At 60.7% G+C, this 17,705-nt stretch carries 18 protein-coding genes; 6 read left to right on the forward strand and 12 right to left on the reverse strand.

The genetic code is table 11. The annotated features are described in order from the left end of the window. Positions 1 to 14: 14 nt before the first annotated feature. Together QQL76_RS06640 and QQL76_RS06645 are read right to left on the reverse strand one after the other, a co-directional pair. Positions 15 to 494: an NUDIX hydrolase gene (locus QQL76_RS06640; RefSeq protein ID WP_499206897.1), complete on the reverse strand. Its 480-nt coding sequence runs from the start codon at positions 492 to 494 to the stop codon at positions 15 to 17. A 103-nt stretch (positions 495 to 597) separates the two neighbouring features. Then, positions 598 to 2,139, reverse strand: a complete 1,542-nt coding sequence (locus QQL76_RS06645; RefSeq protein ID WP_499206898.1) for a sensor histidine kinase — start codon at positions 2,137 to 2,139, stop codon at positions 598 to 600. A 179-nt stretch (positions 2,140 to 2,318) separates the two neighbouring features. On the opposite strand from QQL76_RS06645, the gene QQL76_RS06650 reads away from it, so the two are divergent. The 3 genes from QQL76_RS06650 to QQL76_RS06660 all read left to right on the forward strand — a co-directional run bounded on the left by QQL76_RS06650 (position 2,319) and on the right by QQL76_RS06660 (position 4,206). Continuing rightward, positions 2,319 to 2,930 (forward strand): glutathione S-transferase family protein, encoded by a 612-nt coding sequence (locus QQL76_RS06650; protein ID WP_499206899.1) that lies wholly within the window; start codon positions 2,319 to 2,321, stop codon positions 2,928 to 2,930. Next, positions 2,893 to 3,606 (forward strand): uracil-DNA glycosylase family protein, encoded by a 714-nt coding sequence (locus QQL76_RS06655; RefSeq protein ID WP_499206900.1) that lies wholly within the window; start codon positions 2,893 to 2,895, stop codon positions 3,604 to 3,606. Before QQL76_RS06650 ends, QQL76_RS06655 begins: the two co-directional genes overlap by 38 nt. Before the next feature lie 111 nt (positions 3,607 to 3,717). After that, the gene (locus QQL76_RS06660) at positions 3,718 to 4,206 is read left to right on the forward strand and encodes an Lrp/AsnC family transcriptional regulator (protein ID WP_126009986.1); all 489 of its coding nucleotides are present in this window, start codon (positions 3,718 to 3,720) and stop codon (positions 4,204 to 4,206) included. A 2-nt stretch (positions 4,207 to 4,208) separates the two neighbouring features. Here the strand turns inward: QQL76_RS06660 and QQL76_RS06665 are convergent, their stop codons facing one another. Together QQL76_RS06665 and QQL76_RS06670 are read right to left on the reverse strand one after the other, a co-directional pair. Beyond that, positions 4,209 to 4,670 (reverse strand): PAS domain-containing protein, encoded by a 462-nt coding sequence (locus QQL76_RS06665; protein WP_499206901.1) that lies wholly within the window; start codon positions 4,668 to 4,670, stop codon positions 4,209 to 4,211. Between the two features lie 123 nt (positions 4,671 to 4,793). Continuing rightward, positions 4,794 to 5,663, reverse strand: a complete 870-nt coding sequence (locus QQL76_RS06670) for an NAD(P)-dependent oxidoreductase (RefSeq protein ID WP_499206902.1) — start codon at positions 5,661 to 5,663, stop codon at positions 4,794 to 4,796. Between the two features lie 81 nt (positions 5,664 to 5,744). On the opposite strand from QQL76_RS06670, the gene QQL76_RS06675 reads away from it, so the two are divergent. From QQL76_RS06675 to QQL76_RS06685, 3 genes are all read left to right on the forward strand, one after another. Further along, positions 5,745 to 8,210, forward strand: coding sequence for a penicillin acylase family protein (locus QQL76_RS06675; protein WP_499206903.1), 2,466 nt, complete (start codon positions 5,745 to 5,747; stop codon positions 8,208 to 8,210). A gap of 152 nt (positions 8,211 to 8,362) precedes the next feature. Next, positions 8,363 to 9,529, forward strand: a complete 1,167-nt coding sequence (locus QQL76_RS06680) for a PAS domain-containing protein (RefSeq protein WP_499206904.1) — start codon at positions 8,363 to 8,365, stop codon at positions 9,527 to 9,529. Continuing rightward, positions 9,519 to 9,953, forward strand: coding sequence for a response regulator (locus tag QQL76_RS06685; protein ID WP_499206905.1), 435 nt, complete (start codon positions 9,519 to 9,521; stop codon positions 9,951 to 9,953). Before QQL76_RS06680 ends, QQL76_RS06685 begins: the two co-directional genes overlap by 11 nt. 25 nt (positions 9,954 to 9,978) lie before the next feature. On the opposite strand, the gene QQL76_RS06690 is transcribed toward QQL76_RS06685, so the two are convergent. The 8 genes from QQL76_RS06690 to fdhD form a co-directional block, all read right to left on the reverse strand. After that, positions 9,979 to 11,460, reverse strand: coding sequence for a sensor histidine kinase (locus tag QQL76_RS06690; protein WP_499206906.1), 1,482 nt, complete (start codon positions 11,458 to 11,460; stop codon positions 9,979 to 9,981). A gap of 246 nt (positions 11,461 to 11,706) precedes the next feature. After that, positions 11,707 to 12,537, reverse strand: a complete 831-nt coding sequence (locus QQL76_RS06695) for an ABC transporter permease (RefSeq protein ID WP_499206907.1) — start codon at positions 12,535 to 12,537, stop codon at positions 11,707 to 11,709. Further along, positions 12,534 to 13,307 (reverse strand): ABC transporter permease, encoded by a 774-nt coding sequence (locus QQL76_RS06700; RefSeq protein WP_499206908.1) that lies wholly within the window; start codon positions 13,305 to 13,307, stop codon positions 12,534 to 12,536. The genes QQL76_RS06695 and QQL76_RS06700 overlap by 4 nt, the downstream gene beginning before the upstream one ends. Positions 13,308 to 13,413: 106 nt before the next feature. Beyond that, on the reverse strand, positions 13,414 to 14,190 hold the full coding sequence (locus QQL76_RS06705; protein WP_499206909.1) for an ABC transporter substrate-binding protein: 777 nt from the start codon (positions 14,188 to 14,190) through the stop codon (positions 13,414 to 13,416). A gap of 148 nt (positions 14,191 to 14,338) precedes the next feature. Then, on the reverse strand, positions 14,339 to 15,625 hold the full coding sequence (locus tag QQL76_RS06710; protein ID WP_499206910.1) for a molybdopterin molybdotransferase MoeA: 1,287 nt from the start codon (positions 15,623 to 15,625) through the stop codon (positions 14,339 to 14,341). After that, positions 15,622 to 16,158: a molybdopterin-guanine dinucleotide biosynthesis protein B gene (mobB, locus tag QQL76_RS06715; protein WP_499206911.1), complete on the reverse strand. Its 537-nt coding sequence runs from the start codon at positions 16,156 to 16,158 to the stop codon at positions 15,622 to 15,624. The genes QQL76_RS06710 and mobB overlap by 4 nt, the downstream gene beginning before the upstream one ends. Beyond that, entirely contained in the window at positions 16,155 to 16,802 is a 648-nt protein-coding gene (mobA, locus tag QQL76_RS06720; protein WP_499206912.1) for a molybdenum cofactor guanylyltransferase, read from the reverse strand. Before mobA ends, mobB begins: the two co-directional genes overlap by 4 nt. After that, the gene (fdhD, locus tag QQL76_RS06725; RefSeq protein WP_499206913.1) at positions 16,799 to 17,692 is read right to left on the reverse strand and encodes a formate dehydrogenase accessory sulfurtransferase FdhD; all 894 of its coding nucleotides are present in this window, start codon (positions 17,690 to 17,692) and stop codon (positions 16,799 to 16,801) included. The genes mobA and fdhD overlap by 4 nt, the downstream gene beginning before the upstream one ends. Between the last annotated feature and the right edge of the window lie 13 nt (positions 17,693 to 17,705).

The following is a 17,705-nucleotide window of genomic DNA, read 5'->3' on the forward strand; positions in this document are numbered from 1 at the left end:
AGAGGTCGCACCGGTCAGTTGCGCGTCGACTGGCCGGAAATGTCGATGCGCATAATGCGGTCGAACTTGGCGATGAGTTGGGCCGCACCGTCGTCGGTCAGAAGCTCATTCAACTCGGCCAAACTGGCCCATTTGCGGATGCGCTGACCCTGCTCGGGCCAGCGCTCGAGCATTTCTTCCACCTGCAGCGCAAAGAGCAGCACGGTCACCGAGATGGGGCGTGGACGCTGTTTCGTCGTGCGATAGACGCCGATCGGCTCCCCATGCAGCCTGCCGCGCACGCCCGCTTCCTCCAGCGCCTCCTGCGCAGCCGACTGAGCCGCCGTTTTGCCTTTGACGAGACCGCCCTTGGGGAGAATCCAGCGACCGGTTCCCCGTGACGTGACCACGAGGTAATCGACGACGCCGGGTTTGCGCAGCCGATAGGGCAGAGCCCCATACTGGATGAGGCTCCCCTCGCGCATCTGGTCGAAAGTCGCGGGCGTCGAATGCATGGAAGTCCAAGCGAATCAGCTGGATGTCAGAACTTCATGATGCGGGCGCGTGGGCCGTCGTGTAAAGAACAAGCGCGTCTTGAGCCGTTGATCGGCCAAGCTTTCAAGCAAAAACCGGCTTCTTCTGCTTCGTCGTGTAGATGCTGTCGTCGTCGATGGGCGGAATGCTTTGCAAGACGCGCCGCGGCGGAAGGATCGCGATCGCTTCCGTGCCTTCGCGCAGCTTCGAGCGCAGCACGAACTGACCGCCATGCTTGGCGAGGATAGCCTGAACGATCGGCAAGCCGAGCCCGGTGCCCTGTTCAGCGCTTTTGATGGCGACGGAACCTTGCCCGAATGCCGACAGCACGATCGGTATTTCTTCTTCGGGAATGCCTGGGCCGTCATCGACCACGGACAGATACTGGCCGCCACCGGCCGTCCAGCCAACCTTGACGGTGACGATGCCGTTTTGCGGCGTGAACTTCACAGCATTCGACAACAGGTTAAGCACCACCTGCCGCATCGCACGTTCATCAACCCAGACGAGCGGCAGGGACGGCTCGACCTGTGCGCGAATGTCGATGTGCTTGCTGCGTGCTTTCAGCTGCACCATGCCGATGCAGTCCTCTGCAATCTCGACAAGCGACAGGGCCTCCTCGGTCAGATCGTACCGGCCGGCCTCGATCCTCGACAGGTCCAGGATCTCGTTGATGAGGTTGAGCAGATGTTCGCCGGAGCGGTGGATGTCGGCGGCATAATCCTTGTAGGTCGGATTCGGCATTGGCCCCAGGACCTCCTGGCTCATCACCTCCGAGAACCCGAGGATGGCGTTGAGCGGGGTGCGGAGCTCATGGCTCATGGAGGCGAGGAATCGAGACTTCGCCAGATTTGCCTCTTCAGCGCGGCGGCGTGCTTCGTCGGATACGGCGTTCGCCACTTCCAACTCCGCGATCAACGCCACCTTTTCCGACTGGAAGGAGAGCAGCGTCAGGTTGGAAACATAAAGACGGTTCGAAATGAACACGAAGTAGCAGAAGGCGGCGCCGAGCACGGCGGCCATGCCGAGATCGTAGGGGCTCCCGTGCAAATAGGCACTGAGGCCAAAAGCAATCACAGGTGGACCGAAAGACGCGATGATCGCCCGCTTCAGCGTGAATGTCGCCATCGCGGAGGCGGCGAGGGCAACGAGCAGGATGACGCCCTTGTAGAACGAGAAGGAAGGGCCGGAACAGGTCGCACAATCCTGATAGGCAAAGATCGCCCAGCACAATCCGATCATCAGATGCGCCACGAGAAAGCGGATGGTCCACTTTCGCGTCGTGGCCGGGTCGAAGCTTTTCGCTGATGCCCGCCGCGCCAGGAACACCAGAATGGCGTAGGCGGCCAGTGTGAGTGCCGACCAAGGGATCAGTTCGAAGGATTCGCCGAAATAGATGCTGATGCCCGTTGCGGCCAGAACCAGCAACGGCATCGCTGCCGCGCCCTGCAGCAGCGAATTGATGTGCAGCAGCATCATCTCGCGCGCGAAATGGTGGCTCAGCGGTTGGCGAAACTGAAGTCGTTCACGGGTTGCGCGCACGGCTTGAGACACGCCGGCATTGCGCTGCGGGCGTGATCGGTCGACGATATTCTTGTCGCCGGTGCTCTCGAGTGCGATCGTCATCGTCCGTCTTGGTCATGCGGTTCTTTGCAGGAAGGTTAACGAGAATTTATTAAGAAGACCCTTCGACGGAGATGCCGCGCGGACACGCCATCCGATTGCGGCTAGCGCGGCGAGCCCCTAGAACCTAGCTCGAAGCACGAGGAAAAGCTCTCGTGCGGCACTGGGAGGAAATTCGGTTCATGAAGCTTTATGATGGTGGCAAGGCGCCAAACCCGAGGCGTGTCTCGATCTTCCTGGCTGAAAAAGGCGTCGAGATAGAGCGTGTTCCAGTCGATATGGGCGCGCTCGGCCACAAGAGCGATGCGTTCAGCAAACTTAATCCCTTGCAGCGTTTGCCTGTTTTGGAGCTTGATGATGGAACGGTGCTGACGGAGTCAGTCGCCATCTGTCGCTACATCGAGACACTTCATCCTGAGCCCAACCTTTTCGGCCACCGCGGTCTGGAAGAAGCGCAGGTCGAAATGTGGAACCGGCGCGTGGAACTGCACTTTCTCAATTCCGTCGCGGCCGTCTTCAGGCACCTGCATCCCGCGATGAAGGACTGGGAAGTTCCGCAGGTGAAGGAATGGGGCGAAGCCAATCGACCGCGCGTCACCGAATTCCTGGCTTTGCTGGATGGTGAGCTCGCGCACCGCGATTTCATCGCCGGCGACCGGTTCACCATCGCCGACATTTCGGCCATGGTTTCCGTCGGCTTCATGAAACCGGCGAAGATCGACATGCCGGAGCACCTTGCTCATCTGCGCGCCTGGCATGAGCGCGTCAGCGCGCGTCCGAGCGCGCGCGCCTGACGGTTTCACATTGGCCACATCCGACGATGACAGCCTGATTGCACTCGGCGAACGCATCGCGGCGTGCCGCATCTGCCGCGATCGTCCGGATCCACGCGCGAGACCGCTGCCCCATGAGCCGCGCCCGGTGTGCGTGTTGTCGTCCACGGCGCGGATCGTCATCTGCGGGCAAGCGCCGGGCACCCGCGTCCATGCATCCGGTCGTCCTTTCACGGACCCGTCCGGAGATCGCTTGCGCACATGGCTGGGGGTAGGTGAGGATGAGTTCTATGATCCGGCGCGGTTTACCATCGTGCCGATGGGGTTCTGCTTTCCTGGGCTAGATGCCAAGGGCGGCGACCGTCCGCCCCGGCGCGAGTGTCGTGCCAACTGGCATGACACGGTCTTTGCCACCATGCCCCAGATCGATCTCGTCCTGGCCGTCGGCCGGTACGCCCAGGATTACCATCTGCCGCAGTGGCGCGGCCGGTCGCTTCACGACGTCGTCCAGTCGTGGGAGGAGATCGCCGAAGAAACCGCGCGGGCAGGGCGGTGCATCATCCCGCTGCCTCATCCCTCCTGGCGCAACAATGCGTGGCTGTCGCGCAATGCCTGGTTCGACGAGAAGCTGGTTCCTCATTTGCAAAAAGAGGTCGCCGCACGTCTCAAGCACGCTGTCGATCAGCGAGAGCATTGAGGCGGCAGAAGCGCTGTGCTAGAGCGCAGATGAGAGAAGTCTTGGAACAGCATTCCATCAGGTCGGCTGCGTCCGGGCATCCACGCAAAACCATTCTAGAGAAGTCCGTCCATGGATCGTCTTGATCGCAAAATCCTCCGTCTTCTGCAGGAAGACTCGACGCTGGCTGTCGCCGACCTTGCCAAGAAGGTGGGCTTGTCGACGACCCCTTGCTGGCGGCGCATTCAGAAGCTCGAGGAAGAGGGCGTCATCCGCAAGCGGGTCGCTCTGCTCGACCCGGCGAAGGTCAATGCCCAGGTCACGGTCTTCGTGTCGATCCGGACGAGTGCGCATAGTCATGAATGGCTGAAGCGCTTTTCGGAAGTGGTGGTGGATTTTCCGGAAGTGGTCGAGTTCTACCGGATGAGCGGTGATGTCGACTATCTGTTGCGCGTGGTGGTGCCCGACATCGCGGCCTACGACAATTTCTACAAGCGCCTGATCCAGCGCATCGAAATCCGCGACGTATCGTCGAGCTTCGCGATGCAGCAGATCAAGTACACGACGGAGCTACCGCTCGATTATCTCGTTGTGGATGGCGGGCGCTCCAGCGATTCCTGAGGTCACTCGTCGACCGGCGCAGCCATGCCGAGCGTCCGGATCGGCTCGAAGAATTCGTAGATCATCCCCACGAATTCCGGTTTGCCGTCTGCGGTCTCACGGTATTTCCCGACGGTGCGGATGAAGCGATATTCGCTCTCGCGCGATCGCAACCGTATGATCGCGTGGAAGGGCGCCCGGATGATCGTGGCTTGCTCGACCATCTCGAGCATCGCGTTGAGATCATTCGGATGGATGGCCGCATTGGCTTCCGTGAGAGAGATGGGCCCATCCCGATATTCCATACCGAAGATGTCGAAGACGCCGCGCGTCCAATAGGTGAGCCCCTGCTCGATATCCGTGCGCCAGAAACCGGTGCGTCGGAAATAGGAGGACAGGTCGCAGACGTCGTCCGCGGTCAGTCCGATCTGTTCGAACTGCGGTCGTGCTCCGGTCAGCGTGTCGAGATCGTATCGGATAAGCACCAGAAGCATCCGTGGTCAGGTTTGCCGCGACTTCTCCGCCCGGCTGCTTCTGGTGTATGATACCCCTACTAACGGCCTGTAAACACGATTTGTCAGATACCGTGTCAATATCGTGTGGAAACGCTATTTCTCCAGGCGAGCCAACAGCGAGGATGTATCCCAGCGGTTGCCGCCCATCTTCTGAACTTCCGCATAGAACTGATCGACGAGGGCTGCGACCGGCAGAGACGCGCCGTTGCGCCGTGCTTCATCGAGCACAATGGACAGGTCTTTTCGCATCCAGTCGACTGCGAAACCGTGCTCGTACTGACCCTGCACCATGGTCTTGTAGCGGTTTTCCATCTGCCAGGAGCCCGCGGCTCCCTTCGAGATGACGTCCACGACAGCCGCAATGTCGAGCCCTGCCTTCATGCCGAAGTGCAGGCCTTCCGAGAGGCCCTGAACGAGGCCGGCGATGCAGATCTGGTTGACCATCTTGGTCAGCTGGCCAGCGCCGACGTCTCCCATGCGACCAACCATCTTCGCATAGGATTCGATGACCGGCTTTGCCTTGTCGAACGTCGCCTGGTCGCCACCGACCATCACGGTCAGCGCGCCGTTTTCGGCGCCTGCCTGGCCGCCGGACACGGGGGCATCGAGAAAGCCGAAGCCCTTGTCGTTGGCCACCGCGGCAAGCTCCCGCGCGACTTCTGCAGAAGCAGTCGTGTTGTCGATGAAGACCGCGCCGGCTTTGACACCATGGAAAGCACCGTCGGGACCTGTGGTCACAGCGCGCAGATCATCGTCATTTCCGACGCAGCTGAAGACGAAATCGGCATCCTTGGCGCATTCGGCCGGCGTCGGCCGCGATGCCCCGTTGAACTCGGCGGCCCACCTTTCCGCCTTGGCGGCGCTGCGGTTATATACCGTGACGTCGTGGCCACCACGATTCTTCAGGTGACCGGCCATGGGATAGCCCATGACGCCAAGACCGATGAAAGCGACTTTCGCCATTGCGTTCTCTCCTCATTCAAATTCAAGCCGAGCCGGCAGACGCGTTGCCAACCTGCTTAGGTGCCAACCGGAAATAGATCAATGAAGCGTGCGCTCAAAGTCCTCATTGCACTGACATTTGCGGTGCTGCCATTGGCGCTTCTCGCCGCTGGCCTCGGTGTCGTGTGGCTCGCCCGCTCGCTGCCGCCTGCAGCAGGCACGATCCAGATGGCGGGCATGAGCGGCCCGGTCACGATTGCGAGGGATGCGAATGGCGTTCCGCACATCCGCGGCACTGCGCGCAACGATGTCTTCGCAGCGCTGGGTGTTGCCCACGCACAGGATCGGCTGTGGCAGATGGAGGTGGCGCGCATGGCGGCGCAGGGCCGTCTCTCTGAAATGTTCGGCTCGACCACGCTCAATACGGATATCTTCCTGCGCAGTGTCGCCATCTACGATGCATCGGTCGCTTCGCTCGAAGCCTTGCCTGCGGCCGATCGCGAGGCACTCCAGCGCTATGCGGATGGCGTGAATGCCTGGCTGCAGCGCGACAACCGCTTCTTTGCCTCGCGCCTTCCAGTCGAATTCGTGGCGCTCGGCCATCAACCTGAGCCATGGACACCCGCCGACAGCGTCGCCGTCGTCAAGATGATGTCCGTTGGCCTCGCAGCCAATATCGGCGACGAGATCAACCGCCTCGCTTTTGCCCGCCAGGGCCTGAACTCCGAAGAGATTGCCGAGCTCATGCCTTTGGTCCCGGGGCTTGATGCACCGGCACTGCCGGACCTCATCGATTTGCTGGAGCTACGCGACGCCGCACCGCTGCGCGAAGCGGGTCTTGGCCCGCAACCGTTCGGCTTGATCGAGCATGGCGGCATGACGGGCGAGGGCGCTTCGAACAACTGGGTCGTGTCCGGCCAGCGCACCGATACAGGCCTTCCGATCCTTGCCAATGATCCGCATCTTGGCCTGAACGCGCCATCGGTCTGGTACCTCGCGCATCTGCGCGTAGACGGCGCCGACGATGAGGCCGCGCAGAACCTCGTGGGTGCAACCCTTGCCGGTGCGCCGCTCGTGCTGCTTGGCCGCAACGATAACGTTGCCTGGGGCTTCACCAACACGGGTACCGACGTTCAGGACCTCTTCATCGAGCAGGTGCGGCCAGGCGAGCCGGATCGTTACCGCACCCCGGACGGATGGGCGCTGTTTGGCAGCCGCGAAGAGACGATCGTCATTTCCGGTGCCGAGCCGCATCGTTTCACACGTCTCAGCACCAGACATGGTCCGGTTCTGCCGCCAAGCTACCGGAACCTGGATCGACTGCTGCCGGCAGACCATGTGGCGGCACTTCAATGGACGGCGCTTGCTCGCGACGACACCACCATATCGATCGGCCTTGCGCTTTGGGATTTTGAGACGGTCTCGGACTTCCAGGCCGGCATGGAAGGGTTCGTCACGCCGATGCAGTCGATCGTCGTTGCAGATCGGCAAGGCGACATTGGCTTGATTGCACCCGGCCGCGTGCCTGTTCGCCACCCCGACAATCTCGTGATGGGCCGTGCACCCGTTCCGGGGTGGGACGCGATCTATGACTGGCAGGGCTTCGTCGATTTCGAGGCGCTACCGCGCGAGATCAACCCGCAGGTCGGCGCTATCGGAACGGCCAACACGCGGATCGTCGGTGACGATTATTCGGAGATGCTGACGCTCGACTGGGACGAGCCCTATCGCCAGCAGCGCGTGGATGCACTCATCGTCGATGCCGAAGACCAGCATACGGTCGAACTGTCGGGCGCAGCGCAAGCCGACGTCTATTCGCCGGTTTTCGCCGAGCTGATGCCGATGATGCTGTCGATGGCACAAAGTGAAGGCGGGGGCGATCCTTTCGTCCTTGCGCTTTTGGCCGATTGGGATTTTCAGATGGCGCGTGAGCGCCCCGAGCCGCTCATCGCGATGGCATGGCTTCGCGAGGCGACGCGTGCGATTTTTGCCGATGATCTCGGCCCTGCCTTCGATGGCTGGTTCCAGGCGCACGGCCTCGTGATGGTCAACGTGCTCGGTGGGAATACCAGTCGCGACTGGTGCGACGATGTCGGCACCGAAGCGAGGGAAACCTGCGCCACCATCGTGCGTCAGGCGCTCGATCGCGCCCTGATCGATATCGAGCGACGCTATGGTGACGATCGGAGTGCCTGGCGCTGGGGCGAAGCACACCGTGCGGTGAGCGTGCACCAGCCTTTTGGCCAGGTCTCTCCGCTTGACCGCATCTTCAAAGTCGAAGTGGAAAGCGGTGGTGGGCCATTCACGCTCGACCGCGGCAGGACGGTGTTTTCAAACGAGGACGACCCCTTCGCGAACCGCCACGCGTCGAGCTACCGGGCGATCTACGATCTTGCCGATCTGGACGCATCCACCTTCATGATCACGACGGGTCAATCCGGCAACATCTTCTCTCGCCACTATAGCGATCTGGCCAAGCCGTGGAGCGATGTGGAAGGGCTGAGGATAGACACGGATCCTGCGAAATATGAGCCATCCGTCGAAGGCGCATGGCAAATAATTCCTTAACGCTTTCAGAGACTTTCATGGAAGCTGCTCTAGGTGTCCCGATATCGACGCACCGATGGAACTCTTTTCACGGATCGGGAGTTGATCCAGCAATCATTCGAGATGACGCCGTGGGCCAAGCCTGGGCGCTTCTATAATCGAGGCACTGTGGCTTGATCGACGGGCGTAAACCACCAACGGGTCGCCAAATCTCCGACGCTAAGGTTGCCGAACAGCTGCTCTATAGTCAGCACGCCATCGGTGACCCCTTCGCGGCGGCGATCAATGGTACCCGCATGGCCATGATCATCACGGGACCCTCGGAACAGGACAACCCGATCATCTTCGCCAACAAGGCGTTCTGTCGATTGACGGGATATGACCACGACGAGATCATCGGGCACAATTGTCGCTTCATCCAGGGTCCCGATACGAGCCGTCGTGCGGTCGAGCGGATTTCGCAAGCGATCAGGCGTGAAGAAGACGTTCATGTCGAACTGGTGAACTACCGCAAGGACGGTACACCGTTCTGGAATTCGCTGTTCCTGTCGCCCGTCCGAAACAGCGAAGGCGAAGTGAAGTTCTTCTTCGGCTCGCAGCTCGATGTCAGTGACAAGAAGCAGACGGAATTCGATCTTCATTCTGTGAACGATGAATTGCGCGAGACGAAGACGTTGCTCGAGCAGCAGATCGACGATCGCACCGGCGAGCTGATGCGGCTCCTTTCGCAGCGTTCGCGGCTGATCAACGAGCTCGATCATCGCGTCAAGAACAATCTTCAGTTGATCAACTCTCTGCTGGGGTTTGAACTTCGCCGCGATCTCGGTCCGGAAGCTCGCGAAGTGGTCAATCGGCTCCATCAGCGCATCGATGCTCTGGGCCTTGCCCATAAGGACCAGCACAACAAGGAAGCGATCGGCTATTTCCGCGTCGACACCTTCGTCCGCATTCTGGTGAGCAAGGTTCTGACCAACCACCCGCGATGGCACTCCGAGCCCACTTACCGGATGGAAGAGGTGCTGCTGCCGATCGGTAAAGCGGCCCCGCTGGCGCTCGCGCTCAACGAGTTCGTCCGCAGCCTCGTGTCCAACACCGAGGACATCGTCGACGGCGCCAAGTTGGAAATCAGCGCGCGCACGCAGAATGAGAAGCTCGTCATCGACGTCTCGTCGGCCGATTTGACGGAAGCAAGATGCCGTCGCGCCTTTGACGGCATTGAGGGATGGACGATGCGCCTCATTGAGCGGCAGCTCGAAGCGCGCATCGAATTTACGGATATGGATGGGCACTGCGGGGTGAAACTCGCGATGCCGCTGAACGGGGGTTCCCATGGCGATTGATCATCGCAAGCCGCGCAAGATCGTCATCATCGAAGACGAGGTGCTGCTGGCGCTGGATCTGGAAATGATCGCCGAGGATGTCGGCTTTACTGTTGCCGGCCAAGCCGGCCGGAAGAACGAAGCGATCGATGTCATTCAGCGCTCACGACCGGATCTATGCCTGGTCGATGTCCATCTTCTGGACGGGCCCACCGGCGTAGATGTTGCCCGCTTCGCAGTTGAGAACACAAACGCACTCGTTGTGTTCGTCACGGCCAATCGGGCCGCCTTGCCAGAAGATCTGGTCGGCGCATACGGCATCATATCGAAGCCCTACACGGTCTCAGGCGTCAAAGACGCCCTGCGCCATCTGCTCGGCGTGATCAACGACAACAATGACGCAGACGCCGTAACACCAGCGGAATTGCGCGCAGCTGCTCGCTGAACCTCAAGCCAGCGCAGCTTCAGGCCTAAAGCGCGGCGTTCTTTAGCGGAAAAGCGATCGCAACCTGTGCACCTTCCGGTGGCCAGGCGAAGTCCAGCTTGCCGCCCAATTGTCCTTCGACGCTGATCTTGGCGAGCCGGCTCCCGAAACCGCTGGGTTCGGGCGTCGATCGGATTTTGGGCCCACCGGTCTCCTTCCAATTCAAACGGAATGCATCGTCATCGGTTTCCCATTCGACGCTGATGCGTCCCTCGGATGTCGACAGCGCACCGTACTTCGCGGCATTGGTGGCCATTTCGTGGATGACCAGCGCCATGCTGGTCGCGGCCTTCGAGCCGAGGACGATAGACGGCCCCTCAATCTTCATCCGCGAACCTTCGGCGTCGACATGTGGCGCCATGATCCGCTCGACCAGATCGTGGAAGGCGATGCGCCCGCCTTCGGCATCGGACCCGGCATCGTTCATGACCATGCCGTGCGCGTGGGACAATGCGCTGAGGCGCCCGGTCAGAATTCCGGCCATCTCTTTTGGCGTCGACGCGTTGCGCGCCGTCATGGTGACCATCGAGATCGCGACAGAGAAGAGGTTCTTGACGCGGTGGTTGAGTTCGCGGAGCAGCAACTCGCGGCCGCGCGCCGATTTGACGCTCTCCGTGCGGTCCAGCCCCTGGACGAAGACACCGGTGACCTGATCAGCGCTATCGAAGATAGGATGATAGGTAAAATCGAGGAAGGCTTCGCTTTCCGGTCCGCCTTTTTCCTGCTGCAGCACGATGCGCGCGGCTTCACGGCTGATGGGCTCGCGCGTCTGATACACGCTGTCGAGCATTTCGTAGAAACCTTGGCCAGACAGCTCCGGCAAAGCCTTGCGCACCGGCTTCCCGACCAGATTTCGGCGGCCGACAAAGCGGGTGTAGGCTTCGTTGACGAAGGTGAACACATGCTCGGGGCCAGAGAGAACCGCGATCATGCCTGGTGCCTGGTTGAACAGCCGGCGGAAATCGTTGTTTTCCTCAAGAAGCGCCTTTTGTGCTTCTTCGGCCTCCTGCGCACGACGGATGAGAGCCGTTTCGAGACCAACGGTTCGGAACGGGACGAAGGTCGAGCGACGTAGGCGATGCAACTCCGTCACATCGACCGTGTTCTGCACAACGTGTGTCACCGTCCCTTCCTCATCATGGATGGGGAAGTGGATGGCCGTCCAATAGCGATCGTCGAACCCATCGCCTTTGGCATTGGGAATGGCGTAATGGATGTGCGCCAGCGTGTCGGCCTTGCCGCTGCGCAAGACGCGATTCAGCGAATCGCGCAGATCGCGCCCCGCCGGCCCATCATTCGGAAAGATATCGAAAATGCAGTTGCCGAGAAGAGCATCCAGGCTCTTGCCGGTCGCTTTGCAGTAGGCTGGATTTGCCGCGACGTAACGCAGCTGTGGGTCGAGTACCATGTAAGGGCTGGGGATTGCGTTGAACAGCTCCCCAAATCTCTCGAATTCCGCAGAAGCCACGCGCGCTTTCTTTCGATATCAAGTGCCGGCAACGACAAGTCGATCGGCAAAAGTCGGCAACGATCTCGACAGCCAGGTAGAGTGACCGAAGAGCGGGAAGCTGTGTCCGTAAAAGCGCGTCCCTCGATTTTTCAAATCACATGAACATCCCGGTAGTCATCCATCGCCCAGAAGACATGGCATTTCAAGCATTTTCACCGTTGTGCGCAATTTGAGGAAATTCTTTTATACCGTATTTTCAGGCGGTTAACGTTTGAGGTGACGCGTGAGGCGCCGTTCTAAGACGGCCCACAAATTGCGCAGCGCTTCCACGATCAGAAGATAGAAAACGGCAGCCCAGAGATAGGTCTGGAAGTCGAAGGTGCGTGAGAAGGCGCGCCGTGTTTCGCCCATCAGATCGAAGACCGTGATGATGGAAACGATCGCCGAGCCCTTGATCATCAAGATGATCTCGTTGCCGTAGGGCCGAAGCGCTACCATCATCGCCTGCGGCAGGATGATCTTGCGGAAGGTGACGTTGCGGGGCAGGCCGAGCGCTGCAGCACCCTCGTGCTGGCCAACGGGAACGCTCGCGATCGCCCCGCGCAGAATTTCGGCTTGATACGCGGCGGTATTGAGCGTGAAGGCGAAGAGGGCGCAATACCAGGGCTCGCGGAAGAACGTCCAGAGCCCAACCGTCTCGAGAGCCCCGCGGAACTGGCCAAGACCGTAATAGATCAGGAAGAGCTGCGCGATCAGCGGCGTGCCGCGAAAGAAGTAGACGTAGACATAGGCAAGGGCGCCGAACACCTTGTTCGTCGACATGCGTCCAAGAGCGACCGGCACGGACAGGATGGCGCCGAGCACGACGGAAATGATGACCAGTTGCAGCGTGATCCAAAGGCCGCTGAGATAGCCGGGTCCGTACTGGATCATCTTCTGGCTGTCGTAGCTTCCCACCAGAAAGAGGAAAAGCGCGACGCTTCCGGCAATCCAGATCGCCAGGAAGAGGTGTCCGATGATGCGCGATGCCGACCAACCGGCTGCCAATGCAGGCGGAGGTGGCTCAGGCGGCAGCACGCGCTGGATGACGCTCATGTGCGGGCCTCGTCACGACCGGCCCACCGCTCGATATAGTGGATGACGATCGAGGACAGCATGGCGAGGACGAGGTAGATCAGGCAGGCGAGACCGAAGAACATGAAGGCCTCGCGCGTTACGCGCGCAGCGATGCCGGTCTGGCGCAGGATGTCGGCCAGGCCAATGACGGAAACGAGTGCCGTCTCCTTCAACAGGATCATCCACAGATTGCCGAGGCCAGGCAGGGCGATGCGCACCAATTGCGGGATGATGATGCGCCGCATGGTCGTACTTCGCCGAAGGCCAAGCGCCGCGCCCGCCTCATATTGTCCGTTCGGAATGGCGTGGAAGGCAGACACGAGCACTTCGCTCGAATAGGCCGAGAAGACGAGGCCCAGCGCGACCATGCCGGCCAGAAAGGCGTTGATCTCGATCGTCGTCGACGATCCCATGGCCGAGAGTAGGTTTTGCAGGCCGATCTGCGCGCCGTAATAGACGAGGAACAGCGTCAACAGTTCAGGCAGGCCGCGAAAGATCGTGGTGTAGATATCGGCCGCCAGCCGCAACGACTTTTCCTTGCTCTGCTTGGCGAGTGCCAGCATGAAGCCGGCGAAAAGGCCGAGGGGAAGGGTCGCCAGTGCAAGGGACACGGTGACGAACACGCCGGATGCGATCTCGTCGCCCCAGCCGGTATCGCCACAGGCAAGCAGGCTGTCGGAGGGAAAGAGACGGAAGATGCCAAGGGTGCCGCATAGCGGATCGAGCCAAGTCATCAGGGCTTGAAGCATTGCCGCTATCCCGTTTCCCCATCATCCATGCCGCGATGGATGCACAAAGCCATCATGGCCGGTTTTGAGCCAGCCGGCCATGATGGAGTTCGAATGATCGTCGGGCTTAGCTGCCGTAGACGTCGACGTCGAAATACTTGTCGTTGATTTCCTGGTAGGTGCCGTTTTCGCGGATGGCCAGGATGGCTGCGTTGAACTTCTCGCGAAGCTCATCTTCGCCCGGACGGACAGCGATGCCAGCGCCTTCGCCGTTGATGACCGGATCGGTTTCCAGCGTGTCGAGAAGCTTGCAGCAGGCGCCGTCTTCGGAATCGAGCCACTCGCTCAAGACGATAACGTCGTCGATGACGGCATCGATACGACCGGATGCGATGTCGAGCTTGTACTCGTCGGCAGTCGGATAAAGACGCAGATCAGCCGATGGCAGCTTCTCTTCAGCGTAGTTCGAATGCGTTGTGGAGGACTGCGCGCCGAGCGCGATGCCGGAGAGCGCTTCGTCGGTCGCTTCGGTCAGTTCGCTGTCGTTCGGCACGGCGATGGCTGGCGGCGTGTTGTAGTACTTCTCGGTGAAGTCGACCTGCTGCTTGCGCTCCTCGGTGATCGACATGGATGCGATGATCGCATCGAAACGGCCAGCGAGCAAACCGGGGATGATGCCGTCCCAGTCGGAGGTCACGAATTCGCACTGGACTTCCATCTCTTCGCAAAGGGCGTTTGCGATGTCGATGTCGAAGCCGGTCAGGGTGCCGTCAGCTTCGAGCACGTTGAAGGGCGGGTAGGCGCCTTCGGTGCCGATGCGCACGACTTCCTGGGCGCTGGCTGCTCCCATCGTCAGGGCGAGGGTTGCCGCCGAGGCTGCAAGCATGAACTTTTGAATGCGCATTATGGTCCTCTCTGTGGTTAAGCCGGTGCCCCGTTGTCCATCTTCGGCGTCGGGGTCTGATTGAAGCGCTTTGAATGGGATTAATGCGGACGCCATTCGCAAATGCAATAAAAATCCAGATTGACGTTAGCGGCCTGCACGTAAGTTTTCAAAGGCCGAATTCGTTGAAGGGGATAAAAGCGACGCGGTCGCCTTCGCGCACCTCGTTCACCTCTTCATCGAGTTCGATCAGCCCGGTCGCCTGCCGCAGTCCGGTGATGAGCCCCGAACCGTCGCGTGGAAATTTTTCGATGCGGGTGAGGCCGTCAGGGCCGTTCGCAAGCCAGCCCCGGAGAAATTCGCGGCGGTCGGTCTTCTTGCGGGCGATGTGGAATGCTGCGGGCAGCTGGTAGCGGACAGGTTCAAGGGCCTGGCCGCCGCCCAGGATCGTCAATGCGGGCCGAACATAGAGCAGGAAGCAGACGAGAACGGCGACCGGGTTGCCCGGCAGGCCGAAAAACACGCAATCCCTTTGGTCCGTGGGGATTTGGCCCACGACCATCGGCCGCCCGGGCTTGACGGCGATCTGCCACAGATGCCGCTTGCCGAGCGCATCGAGCGTCGTCACCACATGATCTTCCTCGCCACGCGACGCGCCGCCCGTGCTGAGGATCACGTCATGCTTACTGGCTGCATCTTCGATCGTACGCGCAATGAGGGAAGCATCGTCCTTGAGGATGCCGAGATCGGAGATCTCGATCGGCAACGTTTCAGCCAACGCGGCTAGCATGGTCCGGTTGCTGTCGAAAACCTGCCCGGGTTGGAACGTGTCGGCGCTGCCCGGTTCCACGAGCTCGTTGCCAGTGGAGAGAACGGCAATCCGCAGGCGGCGATAGACGGGCACCTGGTCAAGCCCGAAGGAGGCGATCGCGGCAAGATCCTGGGCGCGCAGCCGAACGCCCGGTTCGATCGCGATCGACCCCTGCGGGACATCCTCGCCAGCGCGCCGTCGATTGGCGCCAGGCTTCAGGCCTTTGGGTACGGTCACCGTCGACCCGTCTTGCGAAAGTTCGCAATCTTCCTGCATGGCAACGGTATCGGCGCCGGCCGGCATCGCTGCACCGGTGAAAATGCGTGCCGCTTCGCCCTTGCCGATCTCGACGGAAGCAAGGTCACCAGCGGCGATGCGCGTGCGGATGCCGAGCGTATTGCGCTTGAAATAGTCGGCATAGGCGAAGGCATAGCCATCGACTGCGGAATTGTCGGAAAAGGGAACGTCACGCGGGGCCGCGATCGGCTCTGCGAGGATTCGGCCGACTGCTTCCCGCAGTGGGACCAATTCCGTCGGCACGATGGGCGAGAGCCGCTCGGAGATCAAAGCGAGCACTTCCGAATGCCGCATGCGGTCACGGTCGTGGAGGAAACAATCGTCGAGAAGCCGGCGTCCCGCACTCATGATGCAGCGCTCCGACGCTCGGCCAAGCCAGTGACGCGCTCGATGAAATCGGAAATCGCGATGGTGTCGTTCAGGTCGAAGACCGGGAGGTTTTGCTCTGCAACCGAATGATCGGCAGCGATTGCGATGATGCCCGGATCGCCGGCGGCCAATGGTTCACGGTTGGCGGCATCCAGCCGTCGGGCTTCGATCTTGGGATGGTTTTCGCGCTTGTAGCCTTCGATGACCACAAGGTCGCAAGGGGCCAGGCGCTCGAGAATGTCTTCAAGCGCAGGCTCGGCTTCCTGGCGCAATTCATGCATGAGCGCCCAGCGCTTGCCGGAGACGATCGCCACTTCGCCCGCTCCGGCCTGACGATGACGCCAGCTGTCGGTGTTTTCCCTGTCGATGTCGAACTCGTGATGGGCATGCTTCACGGTGGAGATGCGCCAGCCCCGGCGGGTGAGTTCCTCGACGATGCGCACGGTCAGGCCCGTCTTGCCGGAGTTCTTCCATCCGGTGACACCGAAGACGCGCTGGGAGTGTCTCGTCATGAAATCTGCTGCTCCCGAAGGAAATTTTCGGCTTCGATCATATCGTCCGGCGTGTTGGCGTTGAAGAACGGATCGAAACTCTGTTCGCCGTGTCTTACCAAATCAAAGTCCACCGTCGCCAGCCTGTGGCGGTGGACCCAAGCCAGCACCTTGAAGGTATCGCTTTCCTTCAGCCATGCCTCCAGATCGTCGGCGAGCGCGACCGGCCACAGGCCGAAGACGGGATGACGATTGCCGCCGGAGGTGGCGAGAACAATTGTGTCAGGTGTCGTTGCCATTTCGGCGAAGCGTTCCACCAAGTCGAGCGGGAAGAACGGTGTATCGCTGGCAGCCGTTGCGACATGGCTGATCGGCTCATCCATGGCTTGTGCATGGCGCATGCCGGCAAGAACCCCGGCGAGCGGACCGGCGAAGTCGCCGACAGTGTCCGCAACGACAGGCAGGCCGTAATCCGCAAAGCGGTCGGCATCGCCATTGGCGTTGAGGACGAGTGCGGACACTTGGGGTTCGAGCCGACGGATGACACGGGTCAGCATCGGGGCGCCGCCAAGTTCCAACAGCGCCTTGTCGCCGCCGCCCATGCGCCGGGAGAGACCGCCAGCGAGAATGCAGCCAAGGATGTCATTCTGCGAGGGACCGGTCATGCCTCGGCCTCGATACCACGGCGGCTGCCTTTACGCCCGGACCGGCCGTCTTCGTCCGGCACCTGATCGGGATCGAGATCGAAAATGATGCGCTCGGTACCGGCAAGCGCCACGAAGCGTTTCCCACGCGCCCGACCGATGAGCGTCAATCCGATCTTGCGGGCAAGTTCGACACCCCAGGCGGTGAAGCCAGAACGTGATACAAGGATCGGGATGCCCATCATGGCGGTCTTGATGACCATCTCGGAGGTCAGGCGCCCGGTCGTATAGAAGATTTTGTCGGACGGGTCCTCGTTCGTCTGGAACATCCAGCCGGCGATCTTGTCGACGGCGTTGTGACGGCCGACATCTTCCATGTAGACGAGCGGCCGGTCTTCCTCACACAGCACGCAGCCATGAATCGCGCCTGCTTCGAGGTAGAGCGAGGGCGCGGTGTTGATCTTGTGCGTCAGCGCGTAGAGCCATGAGGTGCGCAGCCGGGCGTCCTTGGACAGTGAAATGCTCTCCAGATTGTCCATGATGTCGCCGAAGACGGTGCCCTGGGCGCAGCCCGAGGTGCGAACCTTTTTCTTCAGCTTGTCCTCGTAATTGGTTTCTTCCTCCGTGCGCACGACGACGACTTCGAGCTCTTCATCGTAGTCGATGCCGGTGACGCGGTCAGTTGGCTTCAGCATGTTCTGGTTCAGCAGGTAGCCGAGCGCCAGAAGGTCGGGATGGTCGCCGATCGTCATCATGGTGACGATCTCCCGGGCGTTCAGATAAAGCGTCAGCGCCTTTTCGGTCACCACCCGCGTATCGACCGCATTGCCGTTCTGATCGATGCCTTCGACGATCGTCGAGAGCCGCTGATCGGTCGCGTCGGGCCGAACGATGAATTCACGTTCCGTCAAAATACTCTCCGTC

The organism is Rhizobium albus, assembly GCA_030160035.1.
Lineage (GTDB): Bacteria > Pseudomonadota > Alphaproteobacteria > Rhizobiales > Rhizobiaceae > Georhizobium > Georhizobium albus.